At 63.1% G+C, this 14,681-nt stretch carries 11 protein-coding genes and 1 other RNA gene; all 12 read left to right on the top strand.

The window, feature by feature from the left end; all coding sequences use genetic code 11:
• Positions 1-288: 288 nt before the first annotated feature.
• The 12 genes from ACTV8E_RS14565 to ACTV8E_RS14510 all read left to right on the top strand — a co-directional run bounded on the left by ACTV8E_RS14565 (position 289) and on the right by ACTV8E_RS14510 (position 14,676).
• Positions 289-1,977: a lactate permease LctP family transporter gene (locus ACTV8E_RS14565; RefSeq protein WP_273536889.1), complete on the top strand. Its 1,689-nt coding sequence runs from the start codon at positions 289-291 to the stop codon at positions 1,975-1,977.
• Between the two features lie 82 nt (positions 1,978-2,059).
• The gene (locus tag ACTV8E_RS14560; protein WP_443199939.1) at positions 2,060-2,884 is read left to right on the top strand and encodes a (Fe-S)-binding protein; all 825 of its coding nucleotides are present in this window, start codon (positions 2,060-2,062) and stop codon (positions 2,882-2,884) included.
• Positions 2,881-4,320 carry a LutB/LldF family L-lactate oxidation iron-sulfur protein gene (locus ACTV8E_RS14555; protein ID WP_443199938.1) on the top strand — a complete coding sequence of 480 codons (1,440 nt, stop codon included), beginning with the start codon at positions 2,881-2,883 and terminating at the stop codon, positions 4,318-4,320. The genes ACTV8E_RS14560 and ACTV8E_RS14555 overlap by 4 nt, the downstream gene beginning before the upstream one ends.
• Positions 4,320-4,991, top strand: coding sequence for a LutC/YkgG family protein (locus ACTV8E_RS14550; protein WP_273536885.1), 672 nt, complete (start codon positions 4,320-4,322; stop codon positions 4,989-4,991). Before ACTV8E_RS14555 ends, ACTV8E_RS14550 begins: the two co-directional genes overlap by 1 nt.
• Positions 4,988-7,795 carry an FAD-binding and (Fe-S)-binding domain-containing protein gene (locus ACTV8E_RS14545; RefSeq protein WP_443199937.1) on the top strand — a complete coding sequence of 936 codons (2,808 nt, stop codon included), beginning with the start codon at positions 4,988-4,990 and terminating at the stop codon, positions 7,793-7,795. Before ACTV8E_RS14550 ends, ACTV8E_RS14545 begins: the two co-directional genes overlap by 4 nt.
• Positions 7,796-7,934: 139 nt before the next feature.
• Positions 7,935-8,195, top strand: coding sequence for a hypothetical protein (locus ACTV8E_RS14540; protein ID WP_273536882.1), 261 nt, complete (start codon positions 7,935-7,937; stop codon positions 8,193-8,195).
• A 69-nt stretch (positions 8,196-8,264) separates the two neighbouring features.
• Entirely contained in the window at positions 8,265-8,597 is a 333-nt protein-coding gene (locus ACTV8E_RS14535; RefSeq protein ID WP_251834974.1) for a hypothetical protein, read from the top strand.
• Positions 8,598-8,656: 59 nt separating this feature from the next.
• Positions 8,657-8,905 carry a hypothetical protein gene (locus ACTV8E_RS14530; protein WP_251834973.1) on the top strand — a complete coding sequence of 83 codons (249 nt, stop codon included), beginning with the start codon at positions 8,657-8,659 and terminating at the stop codon, positions 8,903-8,905.
• Between the two features lie 105 nt (positions 8,906-9,010).
• Positions 9,011-9,404, top strand: a transfer-messenger RNA (tmRNA) gene (ssrA, locus tag ACTV8E_RS14525).
• 166 nt (positions 9,405-9,570) lie between these two features.
• Positions 9,571-10,197: a translesion DNA synthesis-associated protein ImuA gene (imuA, locus tag ACTV8E_RS14520; protein ID WP_443199936.1), complete on the top strand. Its 627-nt coding sequence runs from the start codon at positions 9,571-9,573 to the stop codon at positions 10,195-10,197.
• A 7-nt stretch (positions 10,198-10,204) separates the two neighbouring features.
• Positions 10,205-11,611 (top strand): Y-family DNA polymerase, encoded by a 1,407-nt coding sequence (locus ACTV8E_RS14515; protein WP_443199935.1) that lies wholly within the window; start codon positions 10,205-10,207, stop codon positions 11,609-11,611.
• On the top strand, positions 11,608-14,676 hold the full coding sequence (locus tag ACTV8E_RS14510; protein WP_443199934.1) for an error-prone DNA polymerase: 3,069 nt from the start codon (positions 11,608-11,610) through the stop codon (positions 14,674-14,676). The genes ACTV8E_RS14515 and ACTV8E_RS14510 overlap by 4 nt, the downstream gene beginning before the upstream one ends.
• Positions 14,677-14,681: the final 5 nt, after the last annotated feature.

The following is a 14,681-nucleotide window of genomic DNA, read 5'->3' as shown; positions in this document are numbered from 1 at the left end:
GTCGCCCTTTCGCCACCGACAGCTCATCGGCGCCGGCCGGTCCCGTATCAGCGCTGCATATACTTTAAACGACCCATTCCTCTTGCTTGGCTCGCTAGATCGCACCAACCCATTACGTGGCGCAACCAATACCAAAGTCGCAGGTGCGCAAATTGACAGGCAATCGACAGCACTTTTACTCTGTCGATCCTGAACTGTAAATTGGTCTGACCAATTATCCTGTCAGCTGTTTTTGCTGCCCTAGCGGCCACCCGCCGGGCGATCACAACAATTAGGGAGCCACCCCAGATGCAAACCTGGCAACAACTCTACGCCCCACTGGGCAGCCTCGGCCTTTCCGCACTGGTGGCGCTGATCCCCATTGTGTTCTTCTTCCTGGCCCTGGCGGTGTTCCGCCTCAAGGGGCATGTGGCGGGCACCATCACGCTCGCGCTGTCGATCCTGGTCGCCATTCTGGCCTTTGGCATGCCGGCCGAAATGGCCGTCGCCTCAGCTGGCTACGGCTTCATCTACGGTCTCTGGCCGATTGCCTGGATCATCGTCGCGGCGGTGTTCCTCTACAAGCTCACGGTGAAGAGCGGCCAGTTCGAGATCATTCGTAGCTCGGTGCTGTCGATTACCGGGGACCAGCGCCTGCAAGTGCTGTTGATCGGCTTCTGCTTCGGCGCGTTTTTGGAAGGTGCCGCCGGCTTTGGCGCACCGGTGGCAATCACCGCCGCCCTGCTCGTTGGCCTGGGTTTCAACCCGCTGTACGCCGCAGGCTTGTGCCTGATCGCCAATACCGCGCCGGTGGCCTTTGGCGCCCTGGGCATCCCGATCATCGTCGCCGGCCAGGTGACCGGCATCGACGCCTTCGACATCGGCGCCATGGCCGGTCGCCAACTGCCGATTCTGTCGGTCATCGTGCCGTTCTGGCTGGTGGCAATGATGGACGGCTGGCGCGGCATCAAGGAAACCTGGCCTGCAACTCTGGTAGCTGGAGTCAGCTTTGCCGTAACCCAGTATTTCACCTCCAACTACATTGGCCCGGAACTGCCGGACATCACCTCGGCGCTGGTCAGCCTGGTGTCCCTGACGCTGTTCCTCAAAGTTTGGCAGCCGGCGCAGGCCGCCGTGCCCGCAGTGGCTGGCGTCAGTGCAGGCAGCGCAGCGGTAGCCGGCGGTTTCGGCAAGATGCGCACCACCGAGCCGTCACCCTACAACTTCGGCCAGATCCTCAAGGCGTGGTCGCCCTTCCTGGTGCTGACCGCCATGGTGACGCTGTGGACCCTGAAACCATTCAAGGCGTTGTTCGCAACCGGCGGCCCGCTGGATTTCACCGTGTTTATGTTTGAAATTCCGTATCTGCATAATCTGGCGATCAAGATCGCGCCGATCGTCACCGAGCCGACGCCGATCGCTGCGGTATTCAAGCTTGATCCGATTTCTGCCACCGGGACCGCGATCTTCTTCTCGGCGCTGATTTCCATGCTGATCCTGAAGATCACGCCTAAAAATGGCCTGACCACTTTCAAGGACACCGTGGTGGAACTGAAATGGCCGATCATCTCCATCGGCATGGTGCTGGGCTTCGCCTTTGTTACCAACTATTCGGGCATGTCCAGCACCCTTGCGCTGGTCTTAGCCGGCACTGGCGTCTTGTTCCCGTTCTTCTCGCCCTTCCTGGGCTGGCTGGGCGTGTTCCTGACAGGCTCGGACACGTCGTCCAATGCCCTGTTCAGCTCGCTGCAGGCCACTACTGCGCAGCAGATCGGCGTCAACGAAACCCTGCTGGTGGCGGCTAATACCAGCGGCGGCGTAACCGGCAAGATGATTTCGCCACAATCCATCGCCGTGGCCTGCGCCGCCACCGGCATGGTCGGCAAGGAGTCGGATCTGTTCCGCTTCACCCTGAAGCACAGCTTGATCTTTGCCACGTTCGTCGGTCTGATCACCCTGGCCCAAGCGTATGTATTCACTGGCATGCTAGTGAACTGATTTCACCACCATAACAACAAGCCGGGCTCCGCCCGGCACCTGCCACTTCGTGGACAACCGGGCCCACCGGGAGAATTAGCCGATGAGCGATCTGTTTTATAACGCAGCCCCCAATACCACACGGGTGGCGCCGCCGCTACCTGCTCCGCGTGAATATCCAGCCAGCAAGCCTGCCGAGGTTTACCTGTTCGGCACTTGCGTGGTCGATCTGTTCTTTCCCGAAGCCGGCCTCGACACCATTCATTTACTGGAACGCGAAGGCATCAAGGTGCACTACCCCCAGGGCCAGAGCTGCTGCGGCCAGCCTGCTTACACCAGCGGCTACACCGATGAAGCCCGAGAAGTGGCGCGCGCTCAGCTCAAGCTGTTCGACGAAGGTTGGCCGGTGATCGTGCCGTCCGGTTCCTGCGCGGGAATGTTTCGCGAGCACTACGCGCTGTTGTTTAAGGACGAGCCGCAGATGCTGAAACAGGCCCAGGCGCTCGCCGAGCGCACCTTCGAGCTGGCCGAATTCCTCCTGCATGTGTGCAAGGTGGACTTCCAGGACCAGGGCGCACCGATCAAGATTGCCCTGCACACCTCGTGCACGGCACGCCGAGAGATGAACACGCACCTGCATGGCCGCGCACTGCTTGCGCAGCTGAACAATGTCGAGCGTGTCGAGCACGACCACGAAAGCGAATGCTGCGGCTTTGGCGGCACCTTCAGCGTGCGCATGCCGGACATCTCCGGTGCCATGGTGGCGGACAAGACCCGTGCACTGAAGGAATCCGGCGCCGACCAGATGCTCACCGCCGACTGCGGCTGCCTGATGAATATCAATGGCGCCCTGGAAAAGCAAAACGCCACGCTGCGCGGCCAACACCTGGCCAGCTTCCTGTGGGAACGCACCGGAGGTAAGGCATGAGCCAGCAGATCCCCGTCGTTGACCTTTCCAGCCGCGAGCTGAAGCACAATGCCCACCACTCCCTTGGCGACGTCCAGTTGCGCAACAACATGCGCACCGCCATGGACTCGCTGATGGTCAAGCGCCTGATCTCGATGCCCGACGAGTACGAACGCGAACATTTGCGCGAGCTGGGCAACCACGTGCGCGCCCGCGCCCTGTCGCAACTGCCCGACCTGCTGGAAACGCTCGAAGCCAACCTGACCCGCAACGGCGTCACGGTGCACTGGGCCGAGACCACCGACGAGGCCAACGCCATTTTCCTAGAGATCGCCCAGGCCCATCAGGCCAAACAGGTGATCAAGGGCAAGTCGATGGTCAGCGAGGAAATGGAGATGAACCATTTCCTCGAAGGCCACGGCATCGAGGCGCTGGAGTCGGACATGGGCGAGTACATCATCCAGCTCGACCATGAAAAGCCCACCCACATCATCATGCCGGCGATCCATAAGAACGCCCGCCAGGTCGGCTCGCTGTTTCGCGACAAGCTCGGCATCGAGTACACCGAGGACGTCGATGCGCTGATCCAGACCGGTCGCAAGATCCTGCGCCAAAAGTTCTTCGAGGCCGACATTGGTGTTTCCGGGGTCAACTTCGCCGTGGCGGAAACCGGTACCCTGCTGCTGGTGGAAAACGAAGGCAACGGCCGCATGTCCACCGGTGTGCCGCCTGTGCACATCGCCGTTACCGGCATTGAGAAGGTGGTGGAAAACCTGCGCGACGTGGTCCCGCTGCTCTCGCTATTGACCCGCTCGGCACTGGGCCAGGGCATCACTACTTACGTCAACATGATCTCCGGACCGCGCCAGGCCGATGAGCTGGACGGCCCGCAGGAAGTCCACCTGATCCTGCTCGACAACGGCCGCAGCCAGGCGTTCGCCGACAGCGAATTACGCCAGACACTGAATTGCATCCGCTGCGGCGCCTGCATGAACCACTGCCCGGTGTATACGCGCATCGGCGGCCAGGCTTACGGCACCGTGTATCCGGGGCCGATCGGCAAGATCATCTCGCCGCACCTGCTGGGCCTGGAAAACACCCCGGATCACCCGTCCGCCTCGTCGCTGTGCGGCGCCTGTGGCGAAGTCTGTCCGGTGAAGATTCCGATTCCGTCGTTGTTGCGCCGTCTGCGCGAAGAGAACGTGAAAAAGCCTGACGCAGCCCATCACCTGTTGCGTGGCCAGGGCAGCAAGTACTCGGCTCAGGAACGGCTGCTGTGGAAAAGCTGGCAACTGCTCAACACCTCACCGCTGCTCTATCGCGTGTTCGGCTTCTTCGCCACCCGCTTGCGTGGCCTGACCCCGAACATTGGCCCTTGGGCACAGAACCACGGCGCGCCGAAACCGGCGGCCCGTTCGCTGCATGAACTGGCGAAACAGCATCTGGAGGCCAAATAATGTCTGCCAAAGCCAACATTCTCGCCAAGCTGCGCAACAGCCTGGCCGGCACCCAGCCGCTGATCGACGACTTCGACGAAGCCCTGGTGACCGAGCCCTGGAGCTACCCGGCCGAGCAACGCACCGAGCGCTTGCGACAGTTGATGGAAGCGGTGCACACCGAAACCCACCTGACCACAACAGATGCCTGGCCCGCATTGCTGGAAAAACTGCTGACCGACAAACAGCTGCCCAGCCTGCTGATCGCGCCGACCACGCCTTGGGGCGCGCAAATTGCCGAACACTTCGCCGGCCGCGACGCTGCGCCGACATTGAAGGCCTACGACCGTCCCATCGAGCAATGGAAAGCCGAGCTGTTCAACGACACGCCGGCCAGCCTGACCGGAACCCTGGGTGCCATCGCCGCCACCGGCAGCTTGATCCTCTGGCCGACCCCGCAGGAACCGCGCCTGATGAGCCTGGTGCCGCCGGTGCACTTCGCGATCCTCAAGGCCAGCGAGGTGTACAACAATTTCTACGAGGTGCAGCAGAAGCAACAGTGGGCACAGGGCATGCCGACCAATGCCCTGCTCGTCTCCGGCCCCTCGAAGACCGCTGACATCGAGCAGGTGCTGGCTTATGGCGCCCACGGCCCGAGGGACCTGATCGTGCTGATCCTGGAGGATGCATGAGTCTGCCCGGCGTCTTTCTTAAAGCAGTCGAGGCGCTGATTCCCCGCGAGCGGCTGTTCGACGACCCGCTGTCCACCCTGGCCTTCGGCACCGACGCCAGTTTCTACCGGCTGATTCCCAAGCTGGTGGTGCGCGTCGAGTCCGAACACGAAGTGGTCGAACTGCTCAAGCTGGCCAACGCCGAGCGGGTGCCGGTGACGTTTCGCGCCGCCGGCACCAGTTTGTCCGGCCAGGCGATTTCCGATTCGGTGCTGATCGTTCTGGGTGATCATTGGAACGGTCGTGACGTCCGCAACGGCGGCGCACAAATCCGCCTGCAACCCGGCGTGATCGGCGCCAATGCCAACGCCGTGCTGGCCCCACTGGGACGCAAGATCGGCCCCGACCCGGCCTCGATCAACGCGGCGAAGATCGGCGGCATCGTCGCCAACAACTCCAGCGGCATGTGCTGCGGCACCGCGCAAAACAGCTACAAGACCCTGGCCGGCTTGCGCCTGGTCCTGGCCGACGGCATGGTAGTCGATAGCGAAGACCCGGCTAGCGTTGCCGCCTTCGAACACAGCCATGCCGATTTGTTGGAGCAATTGGCCCAACTGGGTCGGGAAACCCGCGCCAACACCGCGCTGGCCGACAAGATTCGCCACAAGTACCGGCTCAAAAACACTACCGGCTTTTCCCTCAACGCCTTGGTGGATTTCGACCAGCCGCTGGATATCCTCACCCACCTGATGGTCGGCTCCGAAGGCACCCTGGCATTCGTCAGCGCGGTCACCTACGACACCGTGCCCGAGCACCCGCACAAGGCCACCGCGTTGATCGTCTTCCCCGACGTAGAAACCTGCTGCCGCGCGGTACCGGTGCTCAAGCAGCAGCCGGTGTCGGCCGTGGAACTGCTGGATCGGCGCAGCATGCGCTCGGTGCAGAACATGCCCGGCCTGCCGGAGTGGGTCAAAGACCTGTCCGCCACGGCCTGCGCGCTGCTGATCGAGTCCCGCGCCGCCACCCAGACGCTGCTGCACGAGCAACTGGCGAGCATCAACGCCTCGATTGTTGATTTTCCGGTGGAGAAGAAGGTCGACTTCAGCGAAGACCCGCTGGTCTATAACCAGCTCTGGCGCATCCGCAAGGACACCTTCCCGGCCGTCGGCGCGGTGCGCAAGATCGGCACCACGGCGATCATCGAAGACGTCACCTTCCCGGTGGAAAAACTCGCCGACGGCGTCAACCGCCTGATCCAGCTGTTCGAAAAGCACCATTACGACGAAGGCATCCTCTTTGGCCACGCCTTGGAGGGCAACCTGCACTTCGTCTTCACTCAGGGCTTCGACGATCCGGCCCAAGTGGCGCGTTATGAAGCCTTCATGCACGACGTCACCCAGCTGGTGGCCGTGGAATACGGCGGTGCCCTCAAGGCCGAACACGGCACTGGGCGCAACATGGCGCCGTTCGTCGAGCTGGAATGGGGCAGCGACGCCTATCAACTCATGTGGCGGATCAAGCACCTGCTCGACCCCAACGGCATCCTCAACCCGGACGTGATTCTTTCCGAAGATCCGCGCATCCACCTGAAGAACCTCAAGCCGCTACCGGCCGCCGACGAGATCGTCGATAAATGTATCGAATGCGGTTTCTGCGAACCGGTGTGCCCGTCCAACGGACTGACCCTGACGCCACGCCAGCGCATCGTCATCTGGCGCGATATCCAGGCCAAGAAACGCGCCGGCATCGATACCACTGATCTTGAGCGCGCCTACGAATACCAGGGCCTTGATACCTGTGCGGCGACCGGCCTGTGCGCCCAGCGCTGCCCGGTAGGCATCAACACCGGTGATTTGGTGCGCAAACTGCGCGGCGTCGACGCCCACCGCCAGGGCACCGCCACTTGGCTGGCCGAGCACTTCGCCACGGCGATGAAAGGCGCACGCTTCACCCTGGCAGCGGCCAATGGCGCCCGCAAGCTGCTCGGCGCGCCGCTATTGGCAAAAACCTCGGCCAGCCTGCGCAAACTTTCCGGCGAGCGCCTGCCACAATGGACGCCGGCCTTGCCCCAAGCGGTCAAACCCATCGCCTACACCCCGGCCAGCGAGGATGCACGGCCACGGGTGGTGTACCTGGCCGCCTGCGTGTCTCGCGCCATGGGCCCGGCGTTCAGTGACAGCGAACAAACGCCACTGATCGACAAGACCCGCGCACTACTGGAAAAGGCCGGCTACCAGGTCGTCTTCCCCGAGGAATTGGACAACCTGTGCTGCGGCCAGCCGTTCGCCTCCAAGGGCTACGCCGAACAGGGCGAGCGCAAGAAGCAGGAGTTGCTCGCTGCCCTGGCCAAGGCCAGCCGTGGCGGCCTCGACCCGATCTACTGCGACACCAGTCCCTGCACCCTACGCCTGGTACAGGACCTGGGAGATAGCCGCCTGGATATCTACGACCCGGTAAAATTCATCCGTGAGCATCTGCTCAATCGCCTGGACATCACCCCACAGGACACGCCGGTGGCGGTGCACGTCACCTGCAGCACCCAGCACCTGGGCGAAGCGCAAACGCTGATCGACATTGCCCGGCGCTGCGCCACGGACGTGGTGATTCCAGAGGGCATCCACTGCTGCGGCTTCGCCGGCGACAAGGGTTTCAGCCAGCCGGAGCTCAACGCCCATGCACTGCGTTCGCTCAAGGATGCGGTGCGGGTCTGCACGGAAGGCATCAGCACCAGTCGTACCTGCGAGATCGGTCTGTCCAGCCACAGCGGCATCGACTACCACGCACTGGTCTATCTGGTGGACCGCGTCAGTCACGCCAGGGCCTGAAGGTTCGCACAATATAGAGCCCCGCATCGACGGGGCTTTTTTATGCTTTATCCACAAATCTGAACCCTTGGCCAACCGGAGCGTCAACGTTATGAGTCCACGAACTCACTATTGCCCTGACGCAAACCGAGGACACACCATGAAAAGCCCAGCCCTGCTTATTGCTGCTGCACTGTTCTTTGCCCCGGCCGCTTTTGCCGACGATGACCAATGCTCGGCCAGCATCGACCAGCTGGATGAAGCCATGGACCAACGTGAACTGACCGACACCCTGGAAGACCAGGTCGATGAGCTCAAAGACCAGGCCGAACAATACAAGGATGACGACAACACGGCCGAATGCATCAGCACCGTCGACCAAGCCATGCAACTGCTCAACAGTGCTCCGATGAAAAACTGACACGGCGCTGGGCCGGCATAGTGGACGTGCCGCGGTGGCCAGCACCGCTTACCCGAGATGGAGTCCACCATGAAACGCATAGCGTGCTTACTCATCGCCGCTTGGCTCACTGCTCCGGCATTTGCCGCCGACGATCGCTGCTCCGCCAACCTCCAGCAAATCAATGACGATAAAGCCACCAAGATTACGGTCGGCGATCCCATGACTACCCAAATCGAGATGCTGGAACAACAAGCCCAGGAAGCGCAAAGCGCAGGTGATACCGAAGGTTGTATCGCCTCGAGCGAACGCGCCCTGCAAATGCTGGACAGCGCCAACCGTCAAGGTTCCGGTGAGGGCAGCGGCTCCGGAGGTGCGAATGGCGGCACGGGCGGTGGTGCGGGTGGCGGCGCTGGGCAGTAAGCCCGCGCGCCCACACCGCAGACTATTCCCACCCAGCCGCTCTTTGCGTGAGGTGATTTATGCGCCGTTTAATGCTTACCCTTGCAGCCGTGTTGATCAGCTCTTCGGCATGGGCCATGCACTGTCCTCAAGACATGGCCCGTATCGATGCCCAGCTCAGCAGCGATCCACCCAGCGATCCCGCCGTCCTCGCACAGGTGCAGAAGTTGCGCGCCGAAGGCGAAACGCTGCACAACGAAGGCAAACACGAGGAGTCCATTCAAGTGCTGGAACAGGCCCAAAGCCTGCTCGACGAGCATAAAAACTGACCAGCGGCCTTGAAAAAGATCTTCGTGCCCTTATCTTGATGACAAGCGTTCGACGCAGTGACGCCTTTGGCGTACACTGCGCCAACGTTGTCACCACAACGTTTTGGGGCCGATTAGGATTCGACGCCGGTTGCGAAACTCTAGGTGCATGCCGAGTTGGTAACAGAACTCGTAAATCCACTGTTGCAACTTCTTATAGTTGCCAATGACGAAACCTACGGGGATTACGCTCTCGCTGCGTAAGCAGCCTTAGCCCTTCCCCCCTGGTCGCTTCGGCGCCAGCAATCATCAGGGGATGCCTGTAAACCCAAAATGATTGTCATATAGAACAGGATCGCCGCGTAGTACGTTGTGGACGAAACGGCTAAATATTACACAACTCGCCCAAAACACCCTGCCAATCGGGCGGTCGCGGGTTAACTCAGTAGATCTGGCTAAGCATGTAGTACCGACAGCGGAGTACTGGCGGACGGGGGTTCAAATCCCCCCGGCTCCACCAAACAAACAAAAGACGTCTTCGGACGTCTTTTTTTGTGCCCGGATTCCGGGGTTGGTGGGCGGTGCTGGCGATCCCCCAACAACTGGTCCGGCATTTATCGCCACTGCTTGACCGATTCTTGGTCAAACGAAATACTGTACCTATATACAGTATACGAGTACTTAGCATGTCCTCCGTGGTCGCCCTTGATCGCCTGCTCGATACGCGTCGTGTCTGGCGTGGCCAGGCCGTCGTTTCGCACTCCGCCCGCCAGCCCACCGGGCACACTGAGCTAGACGCCGCCCTGCCTGGTGGTGGCTGGCCGGACGCCGCGCTGAGCGAAATTCTCGTCGTTGCCACCGGCCTGGGCGAGCTGCGTCTGCTGTGGCCGACCCTGGCACGCCTCACCGCTGCCGGCGAGCGTGTGGTGCTGGTCGATCCGCCCCATGTTCCCTACCCGCACGCCTGGCTGGCGGCGGGCGTCGATCTGCGTCAGCTGAGCATCGTCCAGGCCCGTGGCCGCGACGCCCTCTGGGCCGCCGAGCAGTGCCTGCGCTCGGGCTGCTGCGGCGCTGTGTTGTGCTGGCCAAAACAGGCCGATGACCGCGCCCTGCGTCGCTTGCAGATTGCTGCGGAGACCGGCCAGACCCCGGCTTTTGCTTATCGCTCGCTGGACGAAGCGGCCAATCCCTCGCCCGCCGCCCTGCGCCTGGCAGTGGACCCCAAGCAGGTGCGTATCCTCAAGTGTCGCGGCGGTCTGATCCCGGCCCGGCCGATTGCTACAGCGGCCTTCGCTGCCCCCGGTGGGCGCTGAGACCGTTATGCGCTGGGCCTGTATTCTGCTCCCGCAACTGGCCATGGATGGCGAATTGCGCCAACGTGCAAACCCAGACGAACCGTTGGTCTTGCTGGCCGGCCCGGCGCAGCGGCGCAGGCTGCAGGCGGTCAATCCGGCAGCGCGCGCCCTTGGTCTGAAGCCGGGCCAATCCCTCACGTCCGCCCAGGCACTCAGCCAGAATTTCGCAACCGCCCCATACGACCTGGCGGCGATTGAGCGTTGCCAACAGTTTCTGGCTGCCTGGGGGTACCGTTACAGCGCCCAGGTCAGTCTGCATTATCCGCGCTGCCTGCTGCTCGAAGTGCAATCCAGCCTGGGCCTGTTCGGCCCCTGGCCGCGCTTCGAAGCGCGCCTGCGCAAAGAGTTGACCACTCTGGGCTTCCGCCACCGCATTACCCTCGCGCCTAATCCCGCTGCCGCGCGAGCGCTGGCCAATGTTCATGATGGCCTGGCAGTGGACGACGGAAATGCACTGCATCAGGCTCTAGGCCAGTTGCCGGTGGATCGTATCGGGCTCTCCCGCGAGGTTGCCACCGCACTCTCCCGTATGGGCGTGCGCAACCTCGCGCAGATTCTCACCCTGCCTCGCGACGGCCTGGCCAAACGCTTTTCTGCCGAGGTGCTGATTCAGCTGGACAGGCTGCTCGGACAGCGCCCGCTGGCGCTGGAGTTCTACCGGCCGCCGGATGTGTTCCAGGGGCGCATCGAGCTGAACTTTGAAGTCGAGTCGCACCAGGCACTGCTCTTCCCGCTGCGCCGGCTGACCGCCGATCTCGCCGCCTACCTGGCGGGGCGCGACAGCGGCGTGCAGCGTTTCATCCTGCACCTCGAACACCGCAACCGCCCTGACAGTCAGGTGCCGGTCGGCCTGCTGAGCGCCGAGCGTGAGGCAGCCATGCTCTTCGAGCTGACCCGTGGTCGCCTTGAACAGCAGCAACTGCCGGCACCGGTTCTGGCAGTACGGCTGGTGGCCCATGATTTGCCACCGTTCGTGCCGGAACACCGCGTGATGTTCGAGGAACGTCCACAGCAATCGCTGCCCTGGGAACAGCTGCGCGAACGGCTGCGTGCGCGCCTTGGCGACGACGCCGTGCAAGGGCTTGGCGCTCGCGCCGACCATCGTCCCGAACGGGCCTGGAGCAGCCGGTGGGCAGACGTGACGCTGCCGCCCTGCGGCCCCCGCCCCGGCTGGCTGTTGACCGAGCCGCAGCCACTGCGCGAAGGCTCCGTGAAGCTATTGAGTGGCCCGGAGCGCATCGAATCCGGCTGGTGGGACGGCGGCGATGTGCGCCGCGACTATTACCTGATCGAAACCCGCGCTGGCCAGCGTGGCTGGGCCTTCAGGACGGTGGGCGACGGGTCACTGATGCTCCACGGGTGGTTCGCATGAGCGACTACGCCGAGCTGCATTGCCTGTCGAATTTCAGCTTCCAGCGCGGCGCATCCAGCGCGTCTGAACTGTTCGAGCGTGCCGCCCGTCTCGGCTACAGCGCCCTGGCAATCACCGACGAGTGCTCGCTGGCCGGCATCGTGCGCGCTTGGCAGGCGGCCAAAGAGCATAATCTGCCCCTGATCGTCGGCAGCGAAATGCGCATCGAGGACGGCCCGAAGCTAGTGCTGCTGGTCGAGAACCTGGTCGGCTATCAGACGCTGTGCCGGCTGATCACCCAGGCCCGACGCCGCGCCGAAAAAGGCCGTTATCGTCTGCTGCGCGAGGATTTCGACGCACCATTGGACGGGTTGCTGGCCATCTGGCTACCGGACAATGACGCTGGGCAGGCCATCTGGCTGCGGGGCTGCTTCCCGCAGCGACTTTGGCTGGGGGTGGAACTGCACCGCGGTGCGGACGATGCAGCGCGTCTGCAGCACATGCTGGAAATAGCCACTTCCCGCGACCTGCCGGCCGTCGCTTGCGGCGATGTGCACATGCACGCCCGCGGGCGCCGAGCCCTGCAGGACTGCATGACTGCCATCCGCCATCACCTGCCGGTCAGCGAGGCCGGCGCCCACCTGCACCCCAACGGCGAACGTCATTTGCGCCGCCGCGAGGAGCTGGCCGAGCTCTACCCGCCCGAGTTGCTCGCCGAAACCCTGCGCATTGCCGAACGCTGCACTTTCGAGCTGGGCCAGTTGCGCTATCAGTACCCGCAAGAGCTCGTCCCCGCCGAACACACTGCGACCAGTTGGCTGCGTGAATTGGTCAATCAGGGAGCGCGCGCGCGCTGGCCGGATGGGGTGCCGGACAAGGCACAGGCGCTGATCGATCATGAGTTGGCGCTGATCGCCGAACTGAAGTACGAAAGCTACTTTCTGACCGTCCATGACATTGTCCGCTGGGCTCGCGCACAGGGCATTCTCTGCCAGGGGCGCGGCTCGGCAGCCAATTCAACGGTGTGTTTTGCACTGAGCATCACCGAGCTGGACCCGTCGCGCAGCCGGCTGCTGTTTGAGCGTTTCCTGTCCCATGAGCGCAACGAGCCACCGGATATCGACGTCGATTTCGAGCACGAGCGCCGCGAGGAAGTCATCCAGTACATCTTCCACCGCTACGGCCGGGAGCGCGCAGCGCTCACCGCCGTGGTGAGCACCTACCATGGCGCCGGTGCGGTACGTGATGTGGCCAAGGCGCTTGGCCTGCCACCCGATCAAATCAATGCCCTGGCCGACTGTTGCGGGCGCTGGAGCGATCAACCGCCGGCTACCGAACGCCTGATGGAGGCCGGCTTCGATCCGAAAAACCCGCTGTTACATCGGGTGCTGACGCTTACCGGCGAGTTGATCGGCTTTCCTCGCCATTTGTCCCAGCACCCGGGGGGCTTTGTCATTTCCGAGCAACCGCTGGCCACCCTGGTGCCGGTAGAGAACGCCACCATGGCCGAGCGGACGGTGATCCAGTGGGACAAGGACGATCTGGATCTGGTCGGTCTGCTCAAGGTCGACGTGCTTGCCCTTGGCATGCTCAGCGCACTGCGCCGCTGCTTCAACCTGATCAAGCGGTATCGCGGCACGCGCTGGACCCTGGCCACCCTGCCCCAGGAGGACCCGGCCACCTACCGCATGATCAGCCGCGCCGACACCATCGGCGTATTCCAGATCGAGTCGCGTGCGCAGATGGCCATGCTGCCGCGCATGCGCCCGCAGACTTTCTACGATCTGGTGATCCAGGTGGCCATCGTGCGTCCCGGGCCGATCCAGGGCGACATGGTCCATCCCTACCTGCGCCGGCGCAACGGCGAGGAGGCGGTGCTCTACGCCTCGGAGGAACTGGTCCCGGTATTCGAGCGCACCTTGGGCGTACCGTTGTTCCAGGAACAGGTCATGGAGCTGGCCATGGTTGCCGCTGATTACACCCCGGGCGAAGCCGACGAGCTGCGCCGCAGCATGGCCGCCTGGAAACGCCATGGCGGCCTGGAAAAACACCGTGAGCGGCTGACCGAGCGCATGCTCGCCAAACAGTACCCACCCGAATTCATCGCGCGCATCTTCGAGCAGATCAAGGGCTTTGGCAGCTACGGTTTTCCCGAATCCCACGCGGCCAGCTTTGCGCTGCTCAGCTACGCCAGCAGTTGGCTGAAATGCCACGAGCCAGCCGCCTTCGCCTGCGCGCTGGTGAACAGCTGGCCGATGGGCTTCTACAGCCCCGATCAGGTGCTGCAGGACGCCCGTCGCCATGGCATCGACGTGCGCCCCGTTGATGTGTGTTGCAGCGACTGGGATTGCAGCCTGGAGGATGCCGGCGGCCCGCAACCGGCAATCCGCCTGGGGCTACGCATGATTCGCAGCTTTCGCCAGGCCGATGCGCAGCGCATTGAGGCGGCTCGTCAGGCGGGTCCCTTCATGTCGGTCGAAGACCTGAGCCTGCGCGCCGGCCTTGACGCTGTCGCCCGCGAACGCCTGGCCGATGCCGGCGCCTTGCGCGACCTGGCCGGCCACCGTTATCGGGCGCGCTGGGCCGTGGCGGGAGTAACCCCTCAACTACCGCTGTTTGCCGGTCTTTCGGCCGACGAGGAGACATCAGTAAGCCTGCCACTGCCCACGGTGAGCGAGGACATGTTCACCGACTACGCAACCTTGGGCACTACCCTGGGCCCACACCCGCTGACGCTGCTGCGTGGCCAGCTCAAGGCCATGCGCTGTCGGAGCTCGCAGGAGTTACTCGTGGCCGAACCTGGCCCGCCAATCAGCGTTGCCGGCCTGGTCATCGGCCGTCAACGTCCCCAGACCGCCAGCGGCGTGGTCTTCGTGACCCTGGAAGATGAATTCGGACTGGTGAATGTGATCGTCTGGCACGACCTGGCAGAGCGCCAGAGACGACCACTGGTGCAAGCACAGCTACTGCGCGTCGATGGTCATCTGGAAGCGGCGGATGGCATACGCCATGTCATCGCCGGCCGACTGACCGACCTTTCCCCGCTTCTGACCGGCCTGGAGGTGCGCAGTCGAGATTTTCGGTGACGGCC

Source organism: Pseudomonas sp. B392_1p (assembly GCF_052245235.1).
In the GTDB taxonomy this organism is placed as follows: domain Bacteria; phylum Pseudomonadota; class Gammaproteobacteria; order Pseudomonadales; family Pseudomonadaceae; genus Serpens; species Serpens gallinarum.
The sequence above is the reverse complement of the archived record's forward strand: the minus strand, read 5'-3'. Positions and strand labels throughout refer to the sequence as shown.